Source organism: Limnohabitans sp., assembly GCF_031538885.1.
Lineage (GTDB): Bacteria > Pseudomonadota > Gammaproteobacteria > Burkholderiales > Burkholderiaceae_C > Limnohabitans.
This window is the reverse complement of the sequence record NZ_JAVKLW010000108.1, coordinates 1-21,737: the sequence shown is the minus strand read 5'-3', so window position 1 is coordinate 21,737 and position 21,737 is coordinate 1. Positions and strand designations below refer to the sequence as shown.

Annotated in this window: 14 protein-coding genes; 8 read left to right on the top strand and 6 right to left on the bottom strand. The window is 56.4% G+C overall.

The window, feature by feature from the left end; all coding sequences use genetic code 11:
* The 7 genes from rpsU to RMS03_RS08715 all read left to right on the top strand — a co-directional run.
* The coding region (gene rpsU, locus RMS03_RS08745) for a 30S ribosomal protein S21 (protein ID WP_310626690.1) at nt 1-129 on the top strand (129 nt) is incomplete at its 5' end.
* Between the two features lie 83 nt (nt 130-212).
* Nucleotides 213-659: a GatB/YqeY domain-containing protein gene (locus tag RMS03_RS08740; RefSeq protein ID WP_310626689.1), complete on the top strand. Its 447-nt coding sequence runs from the start codon at nt 213-215 to the stop codon at nt 657-659.
* A 28-nt stretch (nt 660-687) separates the two neighbouring features.
* The gene (locus RMS03_RS08735; RefSeq protein ID WP_310626688.1) at nt 688-885 is read left to right on the top strand and encodes a hypothetical protein; all 198 of its coding nucleotides are present in this window, start codon (nt 688-690) and stop codon (nt 883-885) included.
* Nucleotides 882-2,063 carry a cardiolipin synthase ClsB gene (clsB, locus tag RMS03_RS08730; RefSeq protein WP_310626687.1) on the top strand — a complete coding sequence of 394 codons (1,182 nt, stop codon included), beginning with the start codon at nt 882-884 and terminating at the stop codon, nt 2,061-2,063. Before RMS03_RS08735 ends, clsB begins: the two co-directional genes overlap by 4 nt.
* 57 nt (nt 2,064-2,120) lie before the next feature.
* The gene (gene folE, locus RMS03_RS08725) at nt 2,121-2,819 is read left to right on the top strand and encodes a GTP cyclohydrolase I (RefSeq protein WP_310626686.1); all 699 of its coding nucleotides are present in this window, start codon (nt 2,121-2,123) and stop codon (nt 2,817-2,819) included.
* Between the two features lie 4 nt (nt 2,820-2,823).
* Nucleotides 2,824-3,249: a BLUF domain-containing protein gene (locus RMS03_RS08720; protein ID WP_310626685.1), complete on the top strand. Its 426-nt coding sequence runs from the start codon at nt 2,824-2,826 to the stop codon at nt 3,247-3,249.
* Nucleotides 3,250-3,271: 22 nt separating this feature from the next.
* Complete coding sequence (locus RMS03_RS08715; RefSeq protein ID WP_310626684.1) at nt 3,272-4,111, top strand: DUF429 domain-containing protein; 840 nt, start codon at nt 3,272-3,274, stop codon at nt 4,109-4,111.
* A 251-nt stretch (nt 4,112-4,362) separates the two neighbouring features.
* Here the strand turns inward: RMS03_RS08715 and RMS03_RS08710 are convergent, their stop codons facing one another.
* The gene (locus tag RMS03_RS08710; RefSeq protein WP_310626683.1) at nt 4,363-4,977 is read right to left on the bottom strand and encodes a flavin reductase family protein; all 615 of its coding nucleotides are present in this window, start codon (nt 4,975-4,977) and stop codon (nt 4,363-4,365) included.
* Nucleotides 4,978-5,017: 40 nt separating this feature from the next.
* Nucleotides 5,018-6,832 (bottom strand): ABC transporter ATP-binding protein/permease, encoded by a 1,815-nt coding sequence (locus tag RMS03_RS08705; RefSeq protein ID WP_310626682.1) that lies wholly within the window; start codon nt 6,830-6,832, stop codon nt 5,018-5,020.
* A gap of 38 nt (nt 6,833-6,870) precedes the next feature.
* Between RMS03_RS08705 and RMS03_RS08700 the strand changes: the two genes are divergently transcribed.
* On the top strand, nt 6,871-7,281 hold the full coding sequence (locus tag RMS03_RS08700) for an acyl-CoA thioesterase (RefSeq protein WP_310626681.1): 411 nt from the start codon (nt 6,871-6,873) through the stop codon (nt 7,279-7,281).
* Between the two features lie 36 nt (nt 7,282-7,317).
* Here the strand turns inward: RMS03_RS08700 and RMS03_RS08695 are convergent, their stop codons facing one another.
* The 4 genes from RMS03_RS08695 to RMS03_RS08680 all read right to left on the bottom strand — a co-directional run.
* Nucleotides 7,318-7,800 carry a thioesterase family protein gene (locus RMS03_RS08695; protein WP_310626680.1) on the bottom strand — a complete coding sequence of 161 codons (483 nt, stop codon included), beginning with the start codon at nt 7,798-7,800 and terminating at the stop codon, nt 7,318-7,320.
* A gap of 12 nt (nt 7,801-7,812) precedes the next feature.
* Nucleotides 7,813-8,577, bottom strand: coding sequence for an enoyl-CoA hydratase (locus tag RMS03_RS08690; RefSeq protein WP_310626679.1), 765 nt, complete (start codon nt 8,575-8,577; stop codon nt 7,813-7,815).
* 16 nt (nt 8,578-8,593) lie between these two features.
* The gene (locus RMS03_RS08685) at nt 8,594-11,467 is read right to left on the bottom strand and encodes a M66 family metalloprotease (RefSeq protein ID WP_310626678.1); all 2,874 of its coding nucleotides are present in this window, start codon (nt 11,465-11,467) and stop codon (nt 8,594-8,596) included.
* Nucleotides 11,468-11,481: 14 nt separating this feature from the next.
* Nucleotides 11,482-21,737, bottom strand: a 10,256-nt coding sequence (locus RMS03_RS08680) for an Ig-like domain-containing protein (RefSeq protein ID WP_310626677.1), incomplete at its 5' end; no start/stop codon positions are given.

Below are 21,737 nucleotides of genomic sequence, written 5' to 3'. Positions count from 1 at the left end.
TTGACCGACTTGCGCGCTCGCGAGTTCTACGAGAAGCCAACCGCTGAACGTAAACGCAAAAAAGCAGCTGCCGTCAAGCGTAACTACAAGCGCATCCGCAGCATGCAGCTGCCCAAGAAGCTGTACTAAGCAGCCTCTGCCACCCCAAAAGCTCGCTAGGGACGCCTCAGCGGGCTTTTTTTTGAATGTCCTCTTCTCCAAGGAGCCACGTCATGAGCCTCAAAGCACGCATCACCGAAGACATGAAAACCGCCATGCGCGCCAAAGACAGCGTGCGTTTGGGCACCATCCGTTTGTTACAAGCCGCGATGAAGCAAAAAGAAGTCGACGAACGCGTAGAACTCGACGACGCCATGGTGATTGCCATTGTGGACAAGCTCATCAAGCAGCGCAAAGATTCTGTGGCGGCTTACCTCACCGCGCAGCGCCAAGACTTGGCCGATGTGGAGAGCGCTGAAATCAAGGTGCTGGAGGTGTACCTGCCTCAGCGTTTGAGTGCGGACGAAATCACTGCCGCCGTCAAAGCCATCGTGGCTGAAGTGGGCGCCACAGGTGCTGGCGATATGGGCAAAGTAATGGGTGCCGTGAAAGCTCAGTTGGCTGGCAAGGCTGATATGGGTTTGGTGTCTGCGGCAGTCAAGGCCGCTTTAGCAGGTTAAATCGTCTTGACAGGCTGCTGATGCCCCCATGCTCAGCTCCACGCCGATCTCTCCTGAGGTCACCACCTTGCAAGTGCAAGGGCGAGAGTTACACGTCATCGTGGCTCACTTAGGTCTTTTGCTTGGCGGGCGCTTGCGTCAAACGCAACAGTTACACGACTTCATTGCGCGCGTCGTGCCCGCAGATGCACAGCTGTTGGTGGAGTTTGCGTGGGACGCACCATGAACGCACAAGACACCCCACACGCCCCCCGTTTGTTGCGCGGCGGCGTTGAGTTGTTTGCCGCGCTGATCCGCGCTTTTGATGCGGCCCAGCAAGAGGTGTTGTTAGAGACTTATATTTTTGACTTTGGTGGGGCTGGTGCCGATGTGGCGCACGCCTTGATGCGCGCTGCCCAGCGCGGTGTGCGCGTGTGCGTGGTGGTCGATGGTGTGGGCACGGGCGTTTTGCCGCCCGCATGGGCACAGGAGTTCACACAAGCAGGTGTTCAGTGCCGCTTGTACTCACCCTTGGCGGGCCTGGGTTTTTGGTTACCCAGCCGATGGCGGCGCTTGCACCGCAAGCTGTGTGTGGTGGACCAATCGGTGGCGTTTTGCGGGGGTATCAACATCTTGGATGACTTTTTGTCCTCTAGTCCGCCAGATCGTTTGGCGCATCCGCGCTTGGACTATGCCGTCAGCTTGCGCGGCCCTTTGGTGCAGAAAGCGCATGACACGATGACGCAGCTGTGGTCACGCATGGAAGCGGTGCGCGAGTTGCGCAGCCAAGACATTGCGGGCGCGCCGGACGCCTTACGCAGCGCCGACCAAGACTTGAAACTCCCCGCACGCGGCACGGTGCAACTGGTGTTGCGCGACAACGTGCGCCATCGCGTTCAGATTGAGCATGCGTATCGCAAAGCCTTGGCCAGTGCCCGCCATGACGTGATTGTGGCCAGCGCCTACTTCTTTCCTAGCCTGCGTTTGCGTCGTGCCTTGGTGTTGGCGGCTCGCCGAGGCGTGCGCGTGCGTTTGTTGTTACAAGGCCAATACGAATACTTCGTGCCTTACCGCGCCTCACGCCAGTTGTATGGCAAGTTGCTGGCGTCGGGGGTGGAAATTTATGAATACCACGCCAGCGTCTTGCACGCCAAAGTGGCGGTGGTCGATGGCCATTGGGCCACCGTGGGCTCCTCTAACTTAGACCCTTTTAGTTTGCTGCTTGCACGTGAGGCCAATGTGGTGGTGCGTGATGAGACCTTTGCCCACGCCCTGCAAGACAGCTTATGCCAAGCCATGCAAACAGGCGCGATGCGGGTCGACCCGCAAACCTTCGCCCATCGTCCAGCTTGGGAGCGACTGGTGGACTGGGCTGCCTCGATGGTCTTGCGCTTTGGTGTGTTTTTGACGGGCAAACGTTACTGACACAGGCGGATGAGGGGCATTCCATAAGGTCTTAGGTTCGCTGATACCATCTTCTATATGACTGTAAAAGACAACTTCGAAGGCACGCCAGTTTCTGTGAAGATCCGCGAGCGTTTGGCCGCCGCACGTAAACGTTTTCATTCCAATGACAACATTGCCGAGTTCATCCAGCCAGGTGAACTAGAAGCCTTGTTGGATGAAGTTGAAGTCAAGATGCAAGGCGTACTTGACAGCTTGGTGATTGACACCGAGCACGACCACAACACTGGCGACACCGCCCGTCGCGTGGCCAAGATGTATTTGCAAGAGGTCTTCAAAGGCCGCTATGTGCAAGCTCCTGCCATCACCGAATTCCCCAACGCAGAACACCTGAATGAGCTGATGATCGTCGGCCCCATCACCGTGCGCAGCGCCTGTAGCCACCACTTTTGCCCCGTGATTGGCAAGATTTGGATTGGCGTCTTGCCCAACGAACGCACCAATGTCATTGGCTTGTCCAAATACGCACGCTTGGCCGAATGGGTCATGGGGCGGCCACAAATTCAAGAAGAGGCCGTGGTGCAACTGACCGACCTCATTCAAGAAAAAACACAGCCCGATGGCTTGGCCATCGTCATGGAGGCCAGCCACTTCTGCATGTCTTGGCGCGGCGTCAAAGACACGAACAGCAAGATGATCAACTCCGTCATGCGCGGGGCCTTCTTGAAAGACCCCAACTTGCGCCGTGAATTTTTGTCTCTGATTCCTAAAGGTTGATGCCATGCTCGTTCGTCTGTTGTATGTGAGCCGTTCCGTTCACCCCGAAACCCCCGAGCAGACCGAGTCCATCTTGGCCAGCTCCCGCGAACATAACCTAGGCAACGGCATCACTGGCGTACTGTGTTTTGGTGGCGGCATTTACTTGCAAGCCATCGAAGGCGGGCGCAACCAAGTGAATTTGCTCTACACCCACATCGTCAAAGACCCTCGCCACAAAGACGTGGTGGTGCTGGCCTATGAAGAAATCACCGAGCGCCGCTTTGGTGGCTGGACCATGGGCCAAGTTCGCCTGGACAAACTCAACCCTTCTATCGTGTTGAAGTACTCCGAAACACCTGACTTGGACCCCTACGGTGTGTCCGGCAAAGTGTCGTTCGCCTTGCTAGAAGAGTTGATGGCTACTGCCTCCATCATCGGTCGCGCCTGACCACGGCCAGCATCACGCTGGTATGACTGCCTTGCCTCTCTTAGTGGGCTGCGACTTCAGCAGCAGCCCTTCCCCGCGCAAACCCATCGTCATCGCCCTCGGTCACGCAAGTGGAGGTCGTGTGCAACTGCAAGGCCTGCTGCGCTTGCACACCTTGGCCGCGTTTGCCGATTGGTTGCAACAGCCCCATGCGTGGGTCGGCGGCTTTGATTTGCCATTTGGCCTGCCACGTGAGCTGGTAGCGCACCTTTGCTGGCCCACCGACTGGCTGGCGTGTATGCAGCACTACGCTGCACTCAGCCGTTCGGACATACGCAGCACCTTCAAAGCCTTTTGTGACGCCCGCCCCGTCGGCGGCAAGTTTGCCCACCGTGCCACAGACACCCTCGCAGGCTCTAGCCCTTCCATGAAATGGGTCAACCCGCCCGTGGCCTACATGCTGCATGCGGGCATGCCGCTGTTGATTGACGCTGGCGTCACACTGCCTCGGCTGCACACACCTGCTGCCACAGCCACGCCCACCCGTGTTGCCCTAGAGGCCTACCCCGGCCTGCTGGCGCGTGAACTGATTGGCAACACCAGCTACAAAAGCGACGACAAAGCGAAGCAAACCCCAGAGCGCTTGATCGCCCGCAAGCAACTGTTGCAAACGCTGGAGATGGGGCAAACCCGCTTGGACCTGCGCCTCAAACTCACCCATGCCCAACACGACACCTTGGTTGACGATGCGTCAGGTGACAGCCTAGACGCCGTGCTGTGCATGGTGCAAACCGCATGGGCGCAAACGCAGCATGAAGCGGGTGACCCGAACTTTGGCTTGCCCGAATGCGATCCGTTGGAGGGGTGGATTGTGAGTGCTTAAGCGACCTACCGTTCTGACTCTAAATCAGCAATTCGATTGAACGCAATGCGCATCGGCGCAGGGCCTGCTTCTAGCGCGCGGTGGGGTGCATCTCCACATATTTGGCGTGGTCGGCCGGCCATGTCAGGGCACAGCCGCCGCGCCTCGGTCACCCAGAGTGGCAGGGCGCACAGTTGAACCGAAAAGAATTTGGCTATCAATTCAGCTTGGAGCAAGCTGTTGCTCGCTAGAACACCCGTGTGTTGACCGCTTTAGGCTTTGGGTCGCCACATGTGAAACAACTGTTCGGGCCCAATGGTGAAGTAGTCTGCTGGGCCACCGCCACGCAAAATATGCCCCGCGTTGGCGGTGTCGTAAATGCCGTCTTTCAATAACTGATCTGCAATATGAACGCCCACTACTTCGCCCAGCACCAACCATGTTGGTACTTTTTGTTTGTCGAGGCCTTCAAGTTGAATGATTTGTGTGCTGCGGCATTCAAATGACACGGGACTGTCGGCCACGCGGGGCACATCCACCACGCGTGAGGGGGCTGCGGTCAAACCTGCCAATTCAAACTCATTGACCTCGGGGCCCACGGGCGCGCAGGTTTGGTTCATGGCTTCGGCCAAGGGGTGGGTGACAAGATTCCAGACAAACATACTGGTCTCTTGCACATTGCGTAACGAGTCTTTTGGCCCTGTGCTGCAAAACCCCACGATGGGCGGCACATAGTTGAACGCTGTGAAAAAGCTGTAGGGAGCGAGGTTCAACACACCACTGTTGCTGCGTGTGGACACCCAGCCAATCGGGCGCGGACCGACGATGGCATTGAAGGGGTCGTGGGGCAGACCATGGCCTAAGCGCGGTTCGTAAAAATGTGGCATGCCAATACCTTGAATGAAAATTTGTTGATCAGCTGCAAATTCACGCGTTGGACTGTTGCTGCAAAGCCCACATTTGCGCATAGCGCCCCTGCATTGCCAGCAAGACAGCATGACTGCCGCGTTCCACAATATGCCCCGCATCCAGTACCAAAATCTCATGGGCATCCACCACCGTCGACAGACGATGGGCAATCACCAAGGTGGTCTTGTTGTGTGCGGCGCTTTGGAGCTCGGCTTGAATGGCGCGCTCGTTGGCGCTGTCGAGGGCCGAGGTGGCTTCGTCAAAAATCACCATCGGTGGGTTCTTGAGCAAGGTACGTGCAATGGCCACGCGCTGCTTCTCCCCCCCCGATAACTTGAGCCCGCGTTCGCCCACCATCGTGTCGTAGCCTTTGGGTGTGGCCACGATGAAGTCGTGAATGTGCGCGGCGCGTGCGGCTTGCTCCACCTCGGCCTCGGCGGCATCGGTACGACCATAGGCGATGTTGTAGCGCACGGTGTCGTTGAACAACACCGTGTCTTGCGGCACGATGCCCATGGCATGACGCACACTGCTTTGCGTGACTTGGCGAATGTCTTGCCCATCCAAGGTGATGATGCCAGCACCCACATCGTAAAAACGAAACAGCAAACGCGCCAGCGTAGATTTACCCGAGCCAGACGGGCCGACCACCGCCACGGTCTTACCCGCTGGAATTTCAAAACTGATGCCATGTAAGATGGGGCGCGCTGCTTCATAAGCAAACACCACCGACTCAAACTTCACCGTCGGTGGCCCACGCAACTGCAAGGCGGGGGCGTGGGGCGTATCGGCGACTTCGCGCTCTTTCTCCAAGAGCGTGAACATGCGGTCCAAGTCGATCAGGCTCTGTTTAATTTCGCGGTACAGAACGCCGAGGAAGTTGAGCGGGATGTAGAGCTGAATCATGAAGGCATTGATCATCACCAAGTCACCCAAGGTCATGCGACCCTCGGCCACACCTTGCGTGGCACGCCACAGCATACCCACCAAGGCCACCGCGATGATGAGTTGCTGGCCCGTGTTGAGCAGCGACAAAGAGGTTTGTGCTTTCAAGCGCGCACGGCGCAACGCCTCTAGGCTTTTGTCATAGCGTGCGGCTTCAAAGGCTTCGTTGTTGAAGTACTTCACGGTTTCGTAATTCAGCAACGAATCCACCGCCTTGGTGTGCGCCGCAGAATCAAATGCGTTGGCTTGGCGGCGGTATTGGGTGCGCCACTCTGTCACACTGATGGTGAACACGATGTACAGCGCCAGCGCGACCAGCGTGATGCCTGCAAACCACACATCAAACTTCACCGCCAAGATGCTCAACACCAAGGCCACCTCGATCAACGTGGGCACCACGCTGTAGAGCGAATAGGAAATGAGCGCCTCAATGCCACGCACGCCCCGCTCAATGTCACGCGTCATGCCGCCGGTTTGACGCTCCAAGTGAAAGCGCAAACTCAATCCGTGCAAATGCTGGAATGTCTCCAAGGCAATTTGACGTGCGGCACCTTGCGTGGCTTTGGCAAACACCAACTCGCGCAACTCGGTGAAGGCCGACACCGACAAACGCAGCACGCCGTACACCACCAACAGCGACACGGGCACGACCAACACTGCCGTGGGGTCGTTGGGTTTGAAGGACATGGTATCGATCAATGCTTTGAGCAACAGGGGCACACCCACGTTGGCCAGCTTGGCGCTCACCATGAAGACCAAGGCAGCCAACACCCGCCACTTGTATTGCCACAAGTACGGAAAGAGGCGTTTCAGGGTTTCGATGTCGGGTCGCTGCTGCGCGGTAGGCCCTGCGGGTGCGGGCTCAGAAGAGGAGGCGTGATGGCGCATGTTGCACAATGCTCAAAAGTAATTCTCCGATTGTGCCTATGTCTGTATCGACCAACCCCCACGCCGTCCCTTTGCCCATTGACCAAGAGTTGGTCTTGAAGGTCATCCCCATGCCCGCCGACTGCAATCAGAACGGTGATATTTTTGGTGGCTGGGTCATGGCACAGGTGGACTTGGCTGGTGCAGTGTTGCCTGCGCGCTTTGTGCGTGGACGCATGGCCACGATTGCGGTGAATGAGTTTGTCTTCAAGCACCCCGTCAAAGTGGGCGACATCTTGAGTTTTTTCTCACGCGTGCAGCGCATTGGCAACACCTCCATCAGCGTCAAGGTCGAGGTGTTTGCCGAACGCTTCAGCACACAAGGGGAGTACATCAAGGTCACCGAGGCCACGCTCACCTATGTGGCGATTGACGAGCATGGCAAGCCCCGCGTGATCCCCAAGGACTGAGCCCTCCGACGGAGCCCTCAGTTCAAAGTTCGCGCTTTAAGACACGATGTACGCGCCCGTGCCCGTGGACATCAGCGTGCCATCTGGCCCACGGAACTCCATGCGCGACGTGCCCACACGCGTGCCCACACGCAAGGCATGGGCATGGATGGTGAAGTGCTCACCAATGCCCGGACGCAAGTAGTCCACGCGCAAATCGATGGTGCCTAATTTGGCGAAACGCTCCAAGCGCTCGGAGGGCGGCTCTTTCATGTGTTTGGCGGCCAAACAAGCCATCACCGCTGCACTGCCTATCGCATCCAACACCGCACTGATGACGCCGCCATGGATGCGGTTGTACGCATAGTGGCCGACCAACTCAGGGCGCATCGCGATGCGTGCCACCACTTCATCGGGGGTGACGCTCACCAGCTTTAAACCGAGGGTGTGGTTGAAGACGATTTTTTCTTCATAGATTTGGCGAAAGCCTTCTAGGTACTCTGGCTCAAAAACGACAGCGCTCGCGGGGTGTTGTGGCATGCCATCGACCTCTCAGAGCTTGGAGAAATCGGGCTTGCGTTTTTCTAAGAACGCGCCAAACGCCTCCTTGGCGGCAGGTTCTTTCAACATGCGGCCAAACGCAGCGGCTTCGTCATTCATGTGTTGTTGCACCCGTTGGGCCTGGCCCGCCTTCATCAAGCGCTTGGTTTCGCGCAACGACGACATGGGTTTGGCCGCCAGCTTGCGGGCTTGCGCTTGCACATAGCTGTTGACCTCGGTGGGGGGCAACACGCGGTTGACCAAGCCGATCTCCAGCGCAGCCTCGGCCATGAAGGGCTCACCCAACAGCAAGGCGTCTGCCGCACGGTGGTAACCCATCATTTGTGGCGCGAGCAAGCTGGAAGCGGCTTCGGGGCACACCCCCAAGTTCACAAAAGGCATCACAAACACGGCGTTGTCACCAGCGTACACCAAGTCACAATGAAACAGCAAGGTGGTGCCAATCCCGACCGCGGGGCCAGCCACGGCTGCCAGCACGGGTTTAGAAAATGCAGCGATGTTGCGCAACAAGCGAAACACGGGGGCATCTGGCGTCTCCGGTGGATGGCTCAAAAAGTCGGCAATGTCATTGCCTGCACTGAACACGGTTTCATGGCCTTGGAGCACCAAGACACGCACCGTCGTATCGCGCTCGGCTTGTTCAACGGCATCGGCCAGAACGATGTACATCGCCTCGGTGAGCGAGTTCTTTTTATCAACGCGGCTGAAGGTCAATGTCAGGACGCCGCCGTCCATGTGCTTCAGAATTTCTGTCATAACTCAACAAACTGGCTCAGTTGGACAGCACTTTGGTCAAGGTCTGAATTACATCCGCAGAAAATACCACAAAAATCTGTGAGCTCGACACAGGCAGTTTTCGCCAGTACTGGTTGTTGCCCGTGTGAGTACCGTAAACCAAAACATTTTGACCGCTCGAATCCATGGAATTATTTGTGTTGCTCATCGACTGGTAATGCCCTAGCGCAGGATCGGAAGCATGATCGGCTAAGTAACGCCACTGCTGGGTTGCCAGGTTGGCCGTATTGCAAGCGGTAAGTGACAAAAAATTAGAGGCGGCGACAGTTAGACAAAGGTCTGCCCTAGCACTGTTGTGTATCCCGCCAGAGCTGTCGCTGAACCAACGGGCTTTGGCCGATAGCGCATCGCATTGGCTGTTGCTCGCGCTGATACCCGATGGCTGGGGACTGCTGGGTATGCTGTCATTCAGATAAACGCAGGTGCTGCCAGACTGCGTGAGCAGGCGATCCCCGCTACCTGATGTACCCAAAATACTCAGGGCGTCAACACCCACTGCGTCTTGCTGCAAAAGCGCAACGAGCCGCTCTATCAAGGCTGCGTACTGAGACGAAGTAGGGTCGTTCAGGGCCGTTCTGTTCTGTTGCACAAAACTTGTCACGCTGGCGATGTACGCCTGCCGTGCCAGCAGGTCTTCATACCTCTTTTGAGCCTTCGCCGTAAGCACTGACTTGCCTTCTGGCAACCAACTTTGTATCGACAACTGGCTGGCTGCGCTCAGCACCAAAGAACCGCTGTCGGCCATACTTTCCAAGGCTGTGTTCAGCGCATTGAGCTCGCGCGTACGCAAGGCATTGAAGCCATCTTTTTGTCCAACAATGGCAGGCGGCTTCATAGGCGTTGCATACACACTGGCATCGATATCAATGCCACTCAATGACACTTGAGTGCTCGGATCGTTGCCTTGGCTGCGGCAATACAGGTCCACGCGGCGAGGCTTGCGCGCTTCTTCCAAATTTATTTGTAACTGCTTCGGGCCATCGCTGGCATTCAAACTGGCCTGCGTGCTGATCCCCCCATCACGGTAGGCCACTTCCAGCCAGCATTGGCGAGAGGTACTTGCCAAATTGGGTTTGGGAAAATTGTCGTCAAACACGTTACCGTGGTTGGCGCGAAATGCGGGGTAAATCAGGTTTTGTGCAGCATTGCCTGGGTTATAGCCACCAAAAATACTCAGCACAGGAACACCAATTTTTTTCGGTTTAGGGTAGTTCTTCTGTGCAAAGGTGTCGTCGTCGATGGCCGCATCCTGAAATGACTTGGTGGTTGGGTTCCATTTTTTATAGCCACTTCGGAAAGACAGATCCTCGATCGCATAGCTTTCAAATTTGCCTGATTGCATCAAGTAAGCCGAATAACCCGTGTGAAAGGTGTAAATCGAATACTGTGAAATCTCCCCCCCGCCAGACATGGCATCCTTGCTGTAGTAATAGTACCCATCATAATTTTCATAAAATTCACTACCAGGATTGAAAATGAGTAAAGGCTGGGCGGGGTTGTAAAGAGGTACCCACTGAAAATTAGCACGCATGCGTTTGCGGTGAGCTATGTATTCCCAACCACTTTCCCGATGGTGCGTCGCCCGGCGCAGCTTGGAATCGCTGACAGGCGCACTAAAGTCCGCCCCAGGCCAATGCCCCAAACCGTGTGAGTGCCCAATTTCATGACTGAACTCATTGCCACTCGAACAGTACAAGGTTCCGAGCCCGCCGCCGCCGCTGAGGCCGACCCCGACACTGGCATAGACGCCAGGCACCGATGTGGAATAGCGCCCCGCCGCATGGTGCATGGCAAAACGGTTGGTCAATCGATAGTACTGCTGCGAATAGTCGTTGCTGGTCAAGCCTTGGTTGGCCAGGTGAACCCCCACCGAATGCTGTGACTTAGCCACATCCCCCCGCAAATCTCCAGAGTACACATCAGCGTTTTGGTAGTCGCTGTGGTCCGTGTAAATTTTTCCAGAGCGAATGATCGTTTTCAGCAACGTCACTGGCTCATAGTCCGCCACCACGAGACGAGAAATTGGCAGGGTCTGGAAGTAATCTGTGGCATTGAGTACAGGATCCGCGGTCAAACTGTGACAACTTGGATCGAATACTGGAGGGTCTGTCAGCATCCCCAACCGAATTTGCGTAATCACCAACTCCACGGGCGGGCCCATCTCGATCGCACTGGCGGGCAATGTGCCGCTGAGCTTGGATGCGCTTGAGCTGAACTGCAAGGACATGCCTTGATCCACCCAATCCCAAGGCAGCTCCACACTCCAAGCCCGCTTGCTGTACACCACATCGGGGCGGTTATCGATGGTTGGTTTGTCACTGCGGGGGATTTTCTCTGGCGCGTTCATGTCCAGCGTCAGCGAATTGCCCTTGCTGTTGAGCACGGTGACCGTTACCCGCTTAGCCGAATCGATCGGTGTGCTGGGGGTGAATAAGAGCAGTGCCATGCGTAGCGCCACCAAATGAGGCAAGTCCACATTTGCCCGGGGGTTGATGCTGTGGGACTGCACAAACTGCACCATGCCAGAAAGCTCCCCCACCAGGTCGTTGCGGATGGGTCGCGTAGCGCCATCGCGCGTCACGTCATAAAAACTGCGCACTGTGCTCCAGTCATCCGCTGTAGCGCCATTCGAGAGTAAGGCAACGGCAACGTTCGCCTTGAAAAGATCCGCAGGGGATGTCTTCGTGGCGCCCTGCGACACCGCTTGCGGCTCCAAAGCGTCTGGCTCGGTCTGCGCAGCACCTGTTGGAGTGTCAAGAGCAGAAGTACTGGGAGCAGAACCGCCACAACCAGATGCACTGACGATGAACAGCGCCACAAAAAAACTCAAGCATTTGTAAGATGTCTTCATATTTATCACCAAGTTCAAACTAACAAATAACTGCTGCTCACCCATTGGCTCAAGGTCTGCCCTGTAGCCCATGCGTTATCCAACACTATCGTTTGCAAAGTCACAGAAGACCCATTGGCATGGATCTTTAAGAGCGTGTCGCTGCTGGTCGATAAACCATCGCCGCCGCCACGCGACAAGTTGACAAAGCTGCCCACGTTGCTAGCGGTGTAGCCACTCAAGCCAGCCAGTAAGTCTTGTAAATTGACGGCATCGCCTTGTGCAGTGCTGAAGTCGGTGACGTGATCCACACCAGTTTGGCCTGATTTCCAAACAAATTTGTCAGCCCCAAATCCACCCGTCAGATGATTGTCAGCAGCGTTCGCGATGAGGATATCGGCACTGTTTGTGCCAATGGCGTTCTCAATTACCACACCCTGTGCAAGGGTGGTGGCATAACGGATTTTCCCGAGTATGGGCGCATTGATGTAAGACAAAAATCCACCGCCACCCACTTCGTTGCCCAAAGTAGCAGCGCGCAAGTCCAACACGGCAGAAGCCGTCGCACCCGCAGCACTCAAAGTGTCGTTGCCGCCTGTATCCCAAATCGTGCTACTGGCGTTGACCCCCAAAACGTAGAGGTCATCACCGCTGTTGGTTTGCGTATTGGCACCATAAAGGCGTTGCAAGGCCGCAATGTCGAATGCACCGAAGTTGTTAGGGCTGACCAGCGAAAAATTTGCACCGTTGTAACTGAAGTTGCCGTTGTACGCCATGATGCTAAAGAGCTTAGCGTCCAGATTGTTGCTGCCCAAATCGCTGGGGACATTGACACCTGGAAAACGTTCGGCTCCGTCAAAGGGGTGGTCTAGGCCCAAGCCATGCCCAATTTCGTGCAGCATGGTGCTCCACGCGTAATTGCCGACCTTGGCTTGTGGGCCCTGAAAATAGCTAGCGTAGTCCAAGGAAAAATCACCCTCGCTGCGAGCAATGTCACCGCCACTGGCCGACTGCGGCAAGGTTTGCCAAGAGTATGTGTCTGCGCTACCGGCAAAGACTGATGCTGGCAACAACCATTCTGTTAAATTGGCTTCGGATTCGTTGAAGACCTCGGTGAAATGCAAACCTGTCAACGCTGAAATTTGGTTGAATGCACTGACCCAGGCGTCGTGCGCCGAGACAGACCAATCGGTTGCCTGTACACCCCAGCGCGCATTAAAGCCCTTGCCTAGGTAATAGGTCAACGTGGTGCCAGTTGTGGTTTGCCAAACCGAGGGGCTGATCAATGCGTCAAGATAAGGGTTGCCAAAACCGTTGCCATCAATGGCTTGCGCATTTGCGTGGCCCGGAACAGTCTGCGAGGCGTCAACAGGTGCCCCCACGAAAGCGTTCAGAGTGGCAGGCGACATCTGCGGCAGTACCGTGTTCGCGCTAGCCCCCCAAGTGATGTGCGCACCATGCAATTGCAAGCCAGCGCTGTTCAAACTCACCCCATCTAGATCCGTGTCGCCTTGCTGGACCGTGTACCTGAAGAGCAAAGTACTGCGCGCGGCTTCTGGCTGATCCGTGGGACGCACCCAAGTGGCTTGGCGAAGTACACCGCCCACCCAAATACCCAAAGTGGGTAGCCCATCCGCATCGCTGTAGCCACTTGCACTGGCATTGATCTGCACCACATCACTCAATTGCAGGATCACGTTGATGCTGTCGCCTGCGGCGTAGATGCACCCAGGTTTGGCATTGCTACTCACACCCATCACATTGGGCGTATTGACCGTCAACGCCCAACTGCCGCTTGAGGCCGAGGTGTTGGACGCGGCATCGATCGCCGTTGCAGTGAAGTTGTGACTACCGTTGGAGACCGCCAGGGACAACTGCCAATTGCCTGAGCTGTTGGTCAATGCTGTCCCCAAGGCCTGCCCTGCATCCAGCACAGTGACCGTTGAGAACGCTTCAGCGCTGCCAGAAATCGTTAGCAAATTGCTGGCGACTGTGCTGCCTGCCACGACAGTGGCGCCTGTCTTTTGCACAAGCACATTCGCCACCGACGGCGCTGTAGGCGCTGTGATGTCCCCGACTGCCGTCAAGACATTGATCAGCAATGCGTTTGACGCCTTGCCACTGTTGCCAGACGCATCGTTGTAGCTGTCAGCTCCCACTTTGAGCACCACACTGGCGCTGCTGGCAGGCGCTTGGTAATCGGCGGTCCAAACCGTTCCGTCCAGCGGGTTTTTCTGCAAATTACTCAAGCTGCCGCCCCCGCTGATCAACACATCGTCTGCGCTGAAATTGCGTGGTTCGGTGTTAAATATCAACGTCAGCTGTACATGCCCTGTCGCAGTCACCGATGCACTGGAGGCGCTCAAACTCACCTGCGGCAACTGCGTGTTGACCGTCATCAAGGCCCCCTCAATGGCCATGTTGCTCACACCGTTGGCATCGGTCGCTATGGCCGCAGGAATAGACACCGACGCCATGCCCTTATAGTTGGCCTGGGGCGTGAAGGTGGCGGTCCATATATTGTTCGCACCTGCGGTAAAACCACTCAGAGTGCCACCTTGCACCGTCAGGTCGGACGCATCAAAACCCGTCAGCGGACGGTCACTGTATATCGTGATGGTGCTGCTACCCCCCTTTATCAAAGAGTTAGCACTGGTACTGATGGTCATCGCCGGCCCTTTGGCGTCCACCACAAAGTTCACCGCGCTGGGCGGCGCATAATCGTTTGCGGCATTGCCCAGCGCTATGGTGATCGTCCTTGTGCCATCACTAGGGGTGTTGTCACCCGTGGCGCTGCTCAGCTTGATGGTGGCCAGAATTTGCTGAATCTGCGCACTTGTCCAGTCGCCTGCGGCGGTGTTGCTCAGTACCAGAGTTTTGTTGCTATTTGTGTACTTAACCGCCACCCTTGCATCGCCCACAATCCAAGTGGGCAGCACAAAGTCATTGGCCACACTGAACGGCAAATCTAGGCAAAATTTGTCAAGCTGGGTATTCACAGCACCGCCCAAAACCAGTTTGATCTTGCTGACCCCTGTCACATTGCTGGGTGGCTGCACAGCAGGCATGAGCTTGACGCCAGTCAACCACTGGCTAGGATCAGTCACCAACACCGTACTGATGGTCTGTACGCCGCTATCGGCTGACAAGTCAACCAAGCATGTCGGAGATGTCGCATACAAGTTGAAACCAAGCGACGCGCTATGTGCAGAGCCTAGCGCATCGATATAGGTCGCAGTGGCCGTGATATTGCCCGAACCCAGCACCGTCAGGTCAGTGCTCGTCAAGGCGAGGGCGCTCGTGACCAATGATGAGTTGGGCGACACCGTCTTGTTGACCGTGTGCGCGGCATCCCCCGTGCTCAACGTCACCGTCACCGTTGACCCTGCGGGTGCGCCGACTTGCAAAAGCCCTGCCAGTGCGCTTGCGCGGTCAATCGCCGCAGAACTCAGCCCATCCCGCAGCGAGAGATTGACATTCGCGTTGCTAGCAAGGTCCTGGTTCACTGCGTAGGCTGTAGTGGCATTGCTGGCATTGCCAAGCGAATTCTCTACCACGGCCTTGAAATTGTGCGAAATCGCACCAAACACCTGCGCACCAGCCCATTCCACCACGAACCAATTCTGCACCGTGGCAGACACGTCGTCCCATTGACCCGAGCTGCCAGCCATGTAGGCGTAATCTTCACCGCTAGAACCATAGTTGTCAGGACTGCTCGCCATCCAGTTCATGTAGCTGCCGTTGACCGCAGCAATTGACGCTCCCTGGCCATTCGCAAAGTTCTTGTCTGTGGTCGTCCCCGTCCACCAGTCCCATTTGCCTTCTATGCCACGATCTGAGGCGCCGATGAAGGCCCATGAACTTCCCACTACGGATTTGACAACCGCGTTTTCGACCGCACTGTCGATACGCACCAGGCGCCCAGCAACACTGTTGATGGTGTAGGTTTGCGCTTGTGTCGCCGCCGTCTCCCATGTCACCGACTGTTTCACCAGGCTGTAAAACTTGCCTGTCTGGTTGCTGTAAATCACTGAGAGCGTACTGTCAGACACAGGATTGGCAGCCAAGAAGCTGCTAGGAACGGCATAACTCCCACCTAAAGCTGGTGTGGTGAAACTCCATGTCGTTGCCCCGGTCATGGTGGCTACCCCCAAGCGGGCACTGCCGTCGTAAATCACCACCGATTCACCTGTAGCCAAACTGGCCGTGGTGCCGCCTGCAATGTCTAAGCAAGAGTCGTCGGTGCTCCCGCCCCGCGCGACGACGCCCGTCACTGACCCGATGTTGTCGGTAACAGTGCTGATACTGGCCTGCGTCGTGGGTGCTATGTTGAGCTGCAAATTGAAACTGGTGTTGGTACTGGTTGAGCCTACATTACCCACAGTGTCGGTAGCCACCGCAGACATGCTCACACTGCCTTGGCCTAGCGCAGTTACATCAGCGGCCGTCAACACCACAGGCACAGCGGTGGCACCCGCACCCAGCACCGTCTTACTGACTACGCCACTGGTGCCCGTCAGGGTCACGCTCACTGTGCTGCCCGCCTCTGCGGTCAGCGTGGCCACGCCCGCGCTAGCCATGACCAAACTCAATCCCAATGTGGGGTTGCTGCCTGCCGTGGTCAGACTCATCACAGGTGCCACTGGTGCGGTTGCATCCAGCGTGAAGCTCAAGGCACTGTTGGCAGCGCTCTGCAAGCCCGCAGCATCGGTTGCCGACACGGACACACTGACAATGCCGTCTCCTAATTGCTGCGCATCAGCAAGTGACAAAACCACCGCTTGCTGAGCGCCCGTAGCCGCCAAGGTTTTCGTCACCGTGTTTGCTGTACCGATCAACTGGATGGTCAGCGTCGCCGCATTTTCCGCCGCGGCCTTAAAGATACCCGAGGATTGCACAGCACCAGCGATACCCAGCTTGGTGCTGGCGGCCACCCAGCGCACCGAGGGTGCCCAAGGGGCTTGGCCGTCAAGTGTCACGTTCACACTGGCGCTGCTGAGCACTGAGCCCGAGCCGATGTCTTGTACCTTCACGCTCAGGTTGTGTGTTTGTCCCATACGTAGGACCGCCGCTGCATCCCACTCAACAATGTAGCCGCGCCCTTCTGCAGCAGGCCCCAGCGTGTACCAGAGCCCACTACTGCCAGACTGCATGGACACGCCATCAACACTACCGATACCGCCAGCACCGCCGGCGACGAAATTTGAGTAGCCATTGCTGGTGCCCGTTGTGCCGTCATAAAACGGCGTTGCATCCCCTTGGTCTCCTGTGTACCAACGGAATTTTTGATCAGAAGATGCGTTCGCATAATCCTTGTCATTCGCCCCCAGCCACACCCCATAGGATGTGCTCGTGCCAATGTTGGCTCGAATGAATTCGTTGGTTGCAGCCGAATCAATGCGAACTTGGTGCCCAGCCACGCCCGCTAAAAACACATTGCTAGCTTTTTGATTGCATTTCTCCCAAGTACCCCAATCCCAAATGGCAGACTTGTAAAACTTGCCCGAACCTGAAAAATACAGCAAGCCATTCGCGGCGGCATAGGCGCTGGCACGCGTGTCCAAGCTGCTGTTACTCAGCGTGGTGTCAAACTGCCATGTGGTACCTGACTTCGTGGCAGTGCCAAGCGGCACATTGCCGTCATAAACGACCAGTTGTTCTGAGCTGTTGAGGGCACGGCTAAAAGAGCCCGACAAACTCAGCGACACACTGTCTTGCGTCAAAGTGGTTGCGCCGGTGTAGCTCACATCGCCCGTACTGGCGTGATTGACGATGTTGCTCAAAGTAGGCGTCACGGTGGTGGCGGTGCGAAAGTCAAAGCCACCCGAGCCTGTAATCGTCAAACCAGCATAAGGGTTGCCCACACTATCAGCAAATGCGGTGGACTCCACCACCACGTAATAAGACGTATCTGCTGCCAAGCCCGTATAAGTCACGGTCGCTTTGGTACCTGAGCCATCCACCACAGCAGCAGACCCATTGAGGGTCTGCGCTACCTGGTTATTGTCCACACGCTTGATAAAGATGTTGCTGCTACCCAGTCCTTTGACGGCTTCATTGAACGTGAACACCAAATTACCCGACAGTCCGATCCCAGTGCTGCCATCGGCGATGTTGGTGCCGCTCAGCAAGGGCGCGGAGCGGTCAACGCTCACTGTCAATGCGCTTGACAGTGCGCTGGTGTTATTCACTGCGTCCAGCAACTGAGCTTGCAGCGTGTGCAGCCCCGCAGACAGCGAGTTGGCACTGTTCACGACGGCAAACCCATTGTTCACATCTGCCTGCACCAGGTTGACTGCATTGCCTACGGGCAAGCCATCCACATACAGCTGCACCTTGTCTCCAACCTGGGCCACGGTGCCTGTCAGTCCGACTTTCAAACCAGGGGTGGTGTCATCGGTCGTGCTGCCCGCAGCCAGTATGCTTTTGTAAATCCCCGCGTCATCCACAATCCCTAAACTTTGGGGCTGGCCAGGGGCGAGCAAGTCCAAAGTAAGGCTGAACGCTGCCGATACGGGGCTGGTACTCACCGTGTTGCCCACACGCACCGTGAAGCGATGCCCACCCCCAAGTAACAGTGGTGTGGTGATATCCACATAGGTGTTGGCGATGTCATCAGGGGTCAACACTCGGATGCCCCCCATCGCAACCCCGTTGTCGTAAAGCTGCACCCAATCATTCAGCGCCGCTTCCGAAGTGAGTTGAACGCGGACCACCGGCTGTGCATCGTTGCTACTGGCACCGCTGACAAGTTGCTCTACCACACCGATATCGTCGGTGACACGCGCAATGCTAGGTGCTAGGCTGCGCAAGCTCAGATCGGCATTGCTGGACACCAAATTACCCAACGCATCACTCAGCGCAGGCGTAGAAGCATTGCCTCTGAGCGTGAGCGCCACCACTTGATTAGCGGGCACCCCCGTCACACTGACTTGGTACTGGCGGTTATCTAGCGCCGTCACCGCGCTGACCGTGCCCACGCTGGCATGGAGGTGGCTGGTGGTCAGTGCGGTGTTCAAGTCCTCACTGAAAGTCAAGACGAAATTCAATACACCCCCGTCCGCATTACTGACCACACCGGTCACCACAGGTGCTTGGGTGTCAATGCCTTGGGTATCAAGTGCAGACAGATCTGCATTAGTGGTCAAGCTGTTGTTACACAGGTCAGACAGATAGGCAGGATATGCCGCATCGCCGCCTGCGGCAATGAAGCTCAAAGCAACAGTGGTGTTTTGCCAACCCACGGCAGGCGCCACGCTGACTTGGTAGTGCCGTGCGTCCACGGTTTGCACCTGCGTCACCGTGCCATGGGTAGCGCTGAAGTGTGCGGTGGCCGGGGCTGTTTTCAGGTCTTCGCTAAAAGTGACGGTGAACCGAATCACACCGTTGGTGATTTCGGCACTCACATCGTCACTGACCGAGGCGATGGTGGGGGCTAGCGTGTCGACCGTCTGACTGTCCATGGCACTCAAATCGGTGCTGGCTGCCACGGCATTGCCAACCAAGTCGGTCAGTTGGGTGACCCCGTCGCTGCCCAGCAGCGTCAAGGCAACTTGCCCGGAAGCAATACGTGCATAGGGCTGGACGGTGACCTTGTACTGGTTGTACCCCAGTGAATCGACCGCCGTGATAGCGCCGTTGGTAGCACTGAAGTGGCCCACCGTAGGGGCAATATTCAAAATTTCATTGAACGTCACGGTAAAAGACACACTGCCATTGGTGCTGGCAGCGTCCACATTGTCTGTGACCGTGCTGACAAAAGGTGCCAACGTGTCCACCGACTGTTCGTCCAGACTGCTCAAGTCCGTGCTCGCGGCCATGACGTTACCGTAACGGTCTGTCAACACCGTTGTGCCATCCGAATTCAGGATGCGCAAAGAAACGCTGGCCGAAGCCAAACCATCATCAGGCCTGACAGAGACTGCGTATTGATTGTCCCCCATCGCCCTGACCGATGTCACTTGACCACGATTGGCATAGAAGTGTCCAGATGTGAGCACTTGGTCAGACGCAAATGCTTCACTCAACGTGACATAGAAAATCACCACGTCGTTAGTACTACCGTTGGCGATGCTGTCTGTCACAGCGCGAACAACAGGGGGCTGCGTGTCAACTGCTTGAGTGTCCAAAGCACCCAAGGCCTGACTGGCAATCAAGTTGCCCGCTAAGTCTTTGACGCCTGTTGCATTGACAAAACTCAGGGACACATTGCCAGTCGTGTCACTTGGTGATGTCACTGTGACTTGGTAGTGCGTGTCATCAATTTTTGAGACCCCAGCAACCGTGCCAAGACTGGTCGTGAAATGAGAGATGCCCAACACTTGGTTGAGTGATTCGCTGAACCCCACGGTGAAACGGATATCGCCTGCACCCACAACAGTTGCCAATACGTCGTCGCTGACCGCCGTGATCGTGGGGGAAGTGGTGTCCACCACCACCGTCTGGCTAGTGGTCAATGCAGCGCTGGAAGCAGAGGGTGGGCTGGCGACTATCGTGGCGGTGTAAGACTTACCGTTTGTTAACGCATTGGCGGCAATTTGCCCCGTCCAGTTGCCACTGGTGGTGTCGTAGCTATTCAGAGTGGCGTTCACCGTAGTGCCGCCATCCACTGGCACCAAACGCACGCTAATGTTGCTTTGCACATAACTGCTAGGTGAGCCTGCGATGGTGCCTGAGAGTGCGATCACACCCGCAGCTTCTGTGGCATTGACGCGCCCATCGCCCGCAACTGTTGCCATGCTGATGCTAGCCGTGGCAGTGGCGAAGTCCCAGCCAGCTGTGCCCGTGGTGCTTTGTCCCGCGTAGTTGTTGCCCGCCAAGTCCTGAAATGCGCCTGCGCTCACCGTCACGTAATAGCGCGTACTAGCACTCAGTCCACTGTAGGGAATGCTCACCAAGGTCGCAGACCCCGTGCCTATGATGCTGGCACTGCTGGCATCCAATGTGGCCACCGTGCTGTTGTCGCTGACTTTCTTGATGAAGACATTGGCGCTGCCGTTGGGCCTGACCGTCTCGCTGAAGTTCAAAATCACATTGCCAGAGATATTCGCATTGGTCGCCCCATCTACAGGCGCACTCAAACTTGCGGTGGGGGCTGTGGTATCTACTTTGTACGCCGCGTTGTCATTGATAGACGAATGGGTCAAAGTTGCCGTCACACCAGAGAGACTTTGAATACTGCCGCCATTGAGTGACAGCTTGTTCGCCTCAATGGATATGCCGTTGGCATCGTTTTGTCCAGTTTGAATGGTGTAGGTGAACACCAGTTGTTTGCTACCTGAGCCACTGACATAGTTAGCCTGCACTGACGTGCCACCAATATTCAAACCCAGCTGCGGTGTGCCGCTCACCACCACCGCTTGGTCGTAAGTCAGCGTGGCACTGACGGTGTCGCCTGCATTGAGAAAATCATTGGCCCACCCCGTGGATGCGGTCAACATCAGCGCATTGGCGTACGAAGGCAGGGTGACACTCTTGATGCCATAACCTTGAGCCGAATCACTGTTTGCCAGACTATTACCGTACCCCCCTGCATTGAAGTTGTAATTCAAGTCTGTGCTCTCCGCATATTTAGCTGCCAAGGCATACAACTGAATACTGTCCCCGCTGTTTTGCATGCGCATTTGCACGCCTTTGAGGTAAATCCCATCTTGGATCACAACCCAGAATGTTTTTTGTCCTGGCACACTGACATCAACCAGCGAAGCACGGCCAGTTGTTATGTTGCTCCCGATAAACCCACCATTGAGTACAAAAGTCAGACTCGCAGGGTCAATGTCAGCGACCATTCGATTGACATTGACTGAAGTCGCTGAGCCGCCTAGATAACCATTCACCGTGATCAAACCCGCTGCAGGACCAGCCGTTACAGGAGCAGCCGTAGAAATCGTGAACGCCAACTGAGCATCGGCGCTGAAATGCCCAGCAGCATCGCTTTGACGAGCCAGCAAAGACTTGGCGCCATTGCCGCTCAAAGTCAAACTGGTGCCACTGCCTGCACTCCAAGTGAACCCTGCATCCGTGCTATATACCCATGTCGCTCCGCTCACCAGACCACCGACATTGACCACACCACTTTGGGTGATGGCATCCGCGTTGCTATAGCCACTGTCGTTGGCAAGCGTCAACACCGGCGCATTCAATACACCACCAGTCACCACCGCCGTCGCGCTCGAGGTGAGGCTCTCAGCCGTGCCGCCGTTGTCGGTGTAGGCGGTTTTGACGGTGATGGTTTTACCGACCTGCGCTTGGGTGAGCGTGAAGCTCGCCCCTGTGGCGCCCGCGATGGGGA

Bases quoted from the DNA above. Each gene is read 5' to 3' on its own strand.
- RMS03_RS08690 (WP_310626679.1), bottom strand. From the start codon at position 8,577: ATGACAGAAATTCTGAAGCACATGGACGGCGGCGTCCTGACATTGACC.
- RMS03_RS08705 (WP_310626682.1), bottom strand. From the start codon at position 6,832: ATGCGCCATCACGCCTCCTCTTCTGAGCCCGCACCCGCAGGGCCTACC.
- clsB (WP_310626687.1), top strand. From the start codon at position 882: ATGAACGCACAAGACACCCCACACGCCCCCCGTTTGTTGCGCGGCGGC.
- RMS03_RS08720 (WP_310626685.1), top strand. From the start codon at position 2,824: ATGCTCGTTCGTCTGTTGTATGTGAGCCGTTCCGTTCACCCCGAAACC.
- RMS03_RS08740 (WP_310626689.1), top strand. From the start codon at position 213: ATGAGCCTCAAAGCACGCATCACCGAAGACATGAAAACCGCCATGCGC.
- RMS03_RS08715 (WP_310626684.1), top strand. From the start codon at position 3,272: ATGACTGCCTTGCCTCTCTTAGTGGGCTGCGACTTCAGCAGCAGCCCT.
- RMS03_RS08685 (WP_310626678.1), bottom strand. From the start codon at position 11,467: ATGAAGACATCTTACAAATGCTTGAGTTTTTTTGTGGCGCTGTTCATC.
- RMS03_RS08710 (WP_310626683.1), bottom strand. From the start codon at position 4,977: ATGCCACATTTTTACGAACCGCGCTTAGGCCATGGTCTGCCCCACGAC.
- folE (WP_310626686.1), top strand. From the start codon at position 2,121: ATGACTGTAAAAGACAACTTCGAAGGCACGCCAGTTTCTGTGAAGATC.
- RMS03_RS08695 (WP_310626680.1), bottom strand. From the start codon at position 7,800: ATGCCACAACACCCCGCGAGCGCTGTCGTTTTTGAGCCAGAGTACCTA.
- RMS03_RS08735 (WP_310626688.1), top strand. From the start codon at position 688: ATGCTCAGCTCCACGCCGATCTCTCCTGAGGTCACCACCTTGCAAGTG.
- RMS03_RS08700 (WP_310626681.1), top strand. From the start codon at position 6,871: ATGTCTGTATCGACCAACCCCCACGCCGTCCCTTTGCCCATTGACCAA.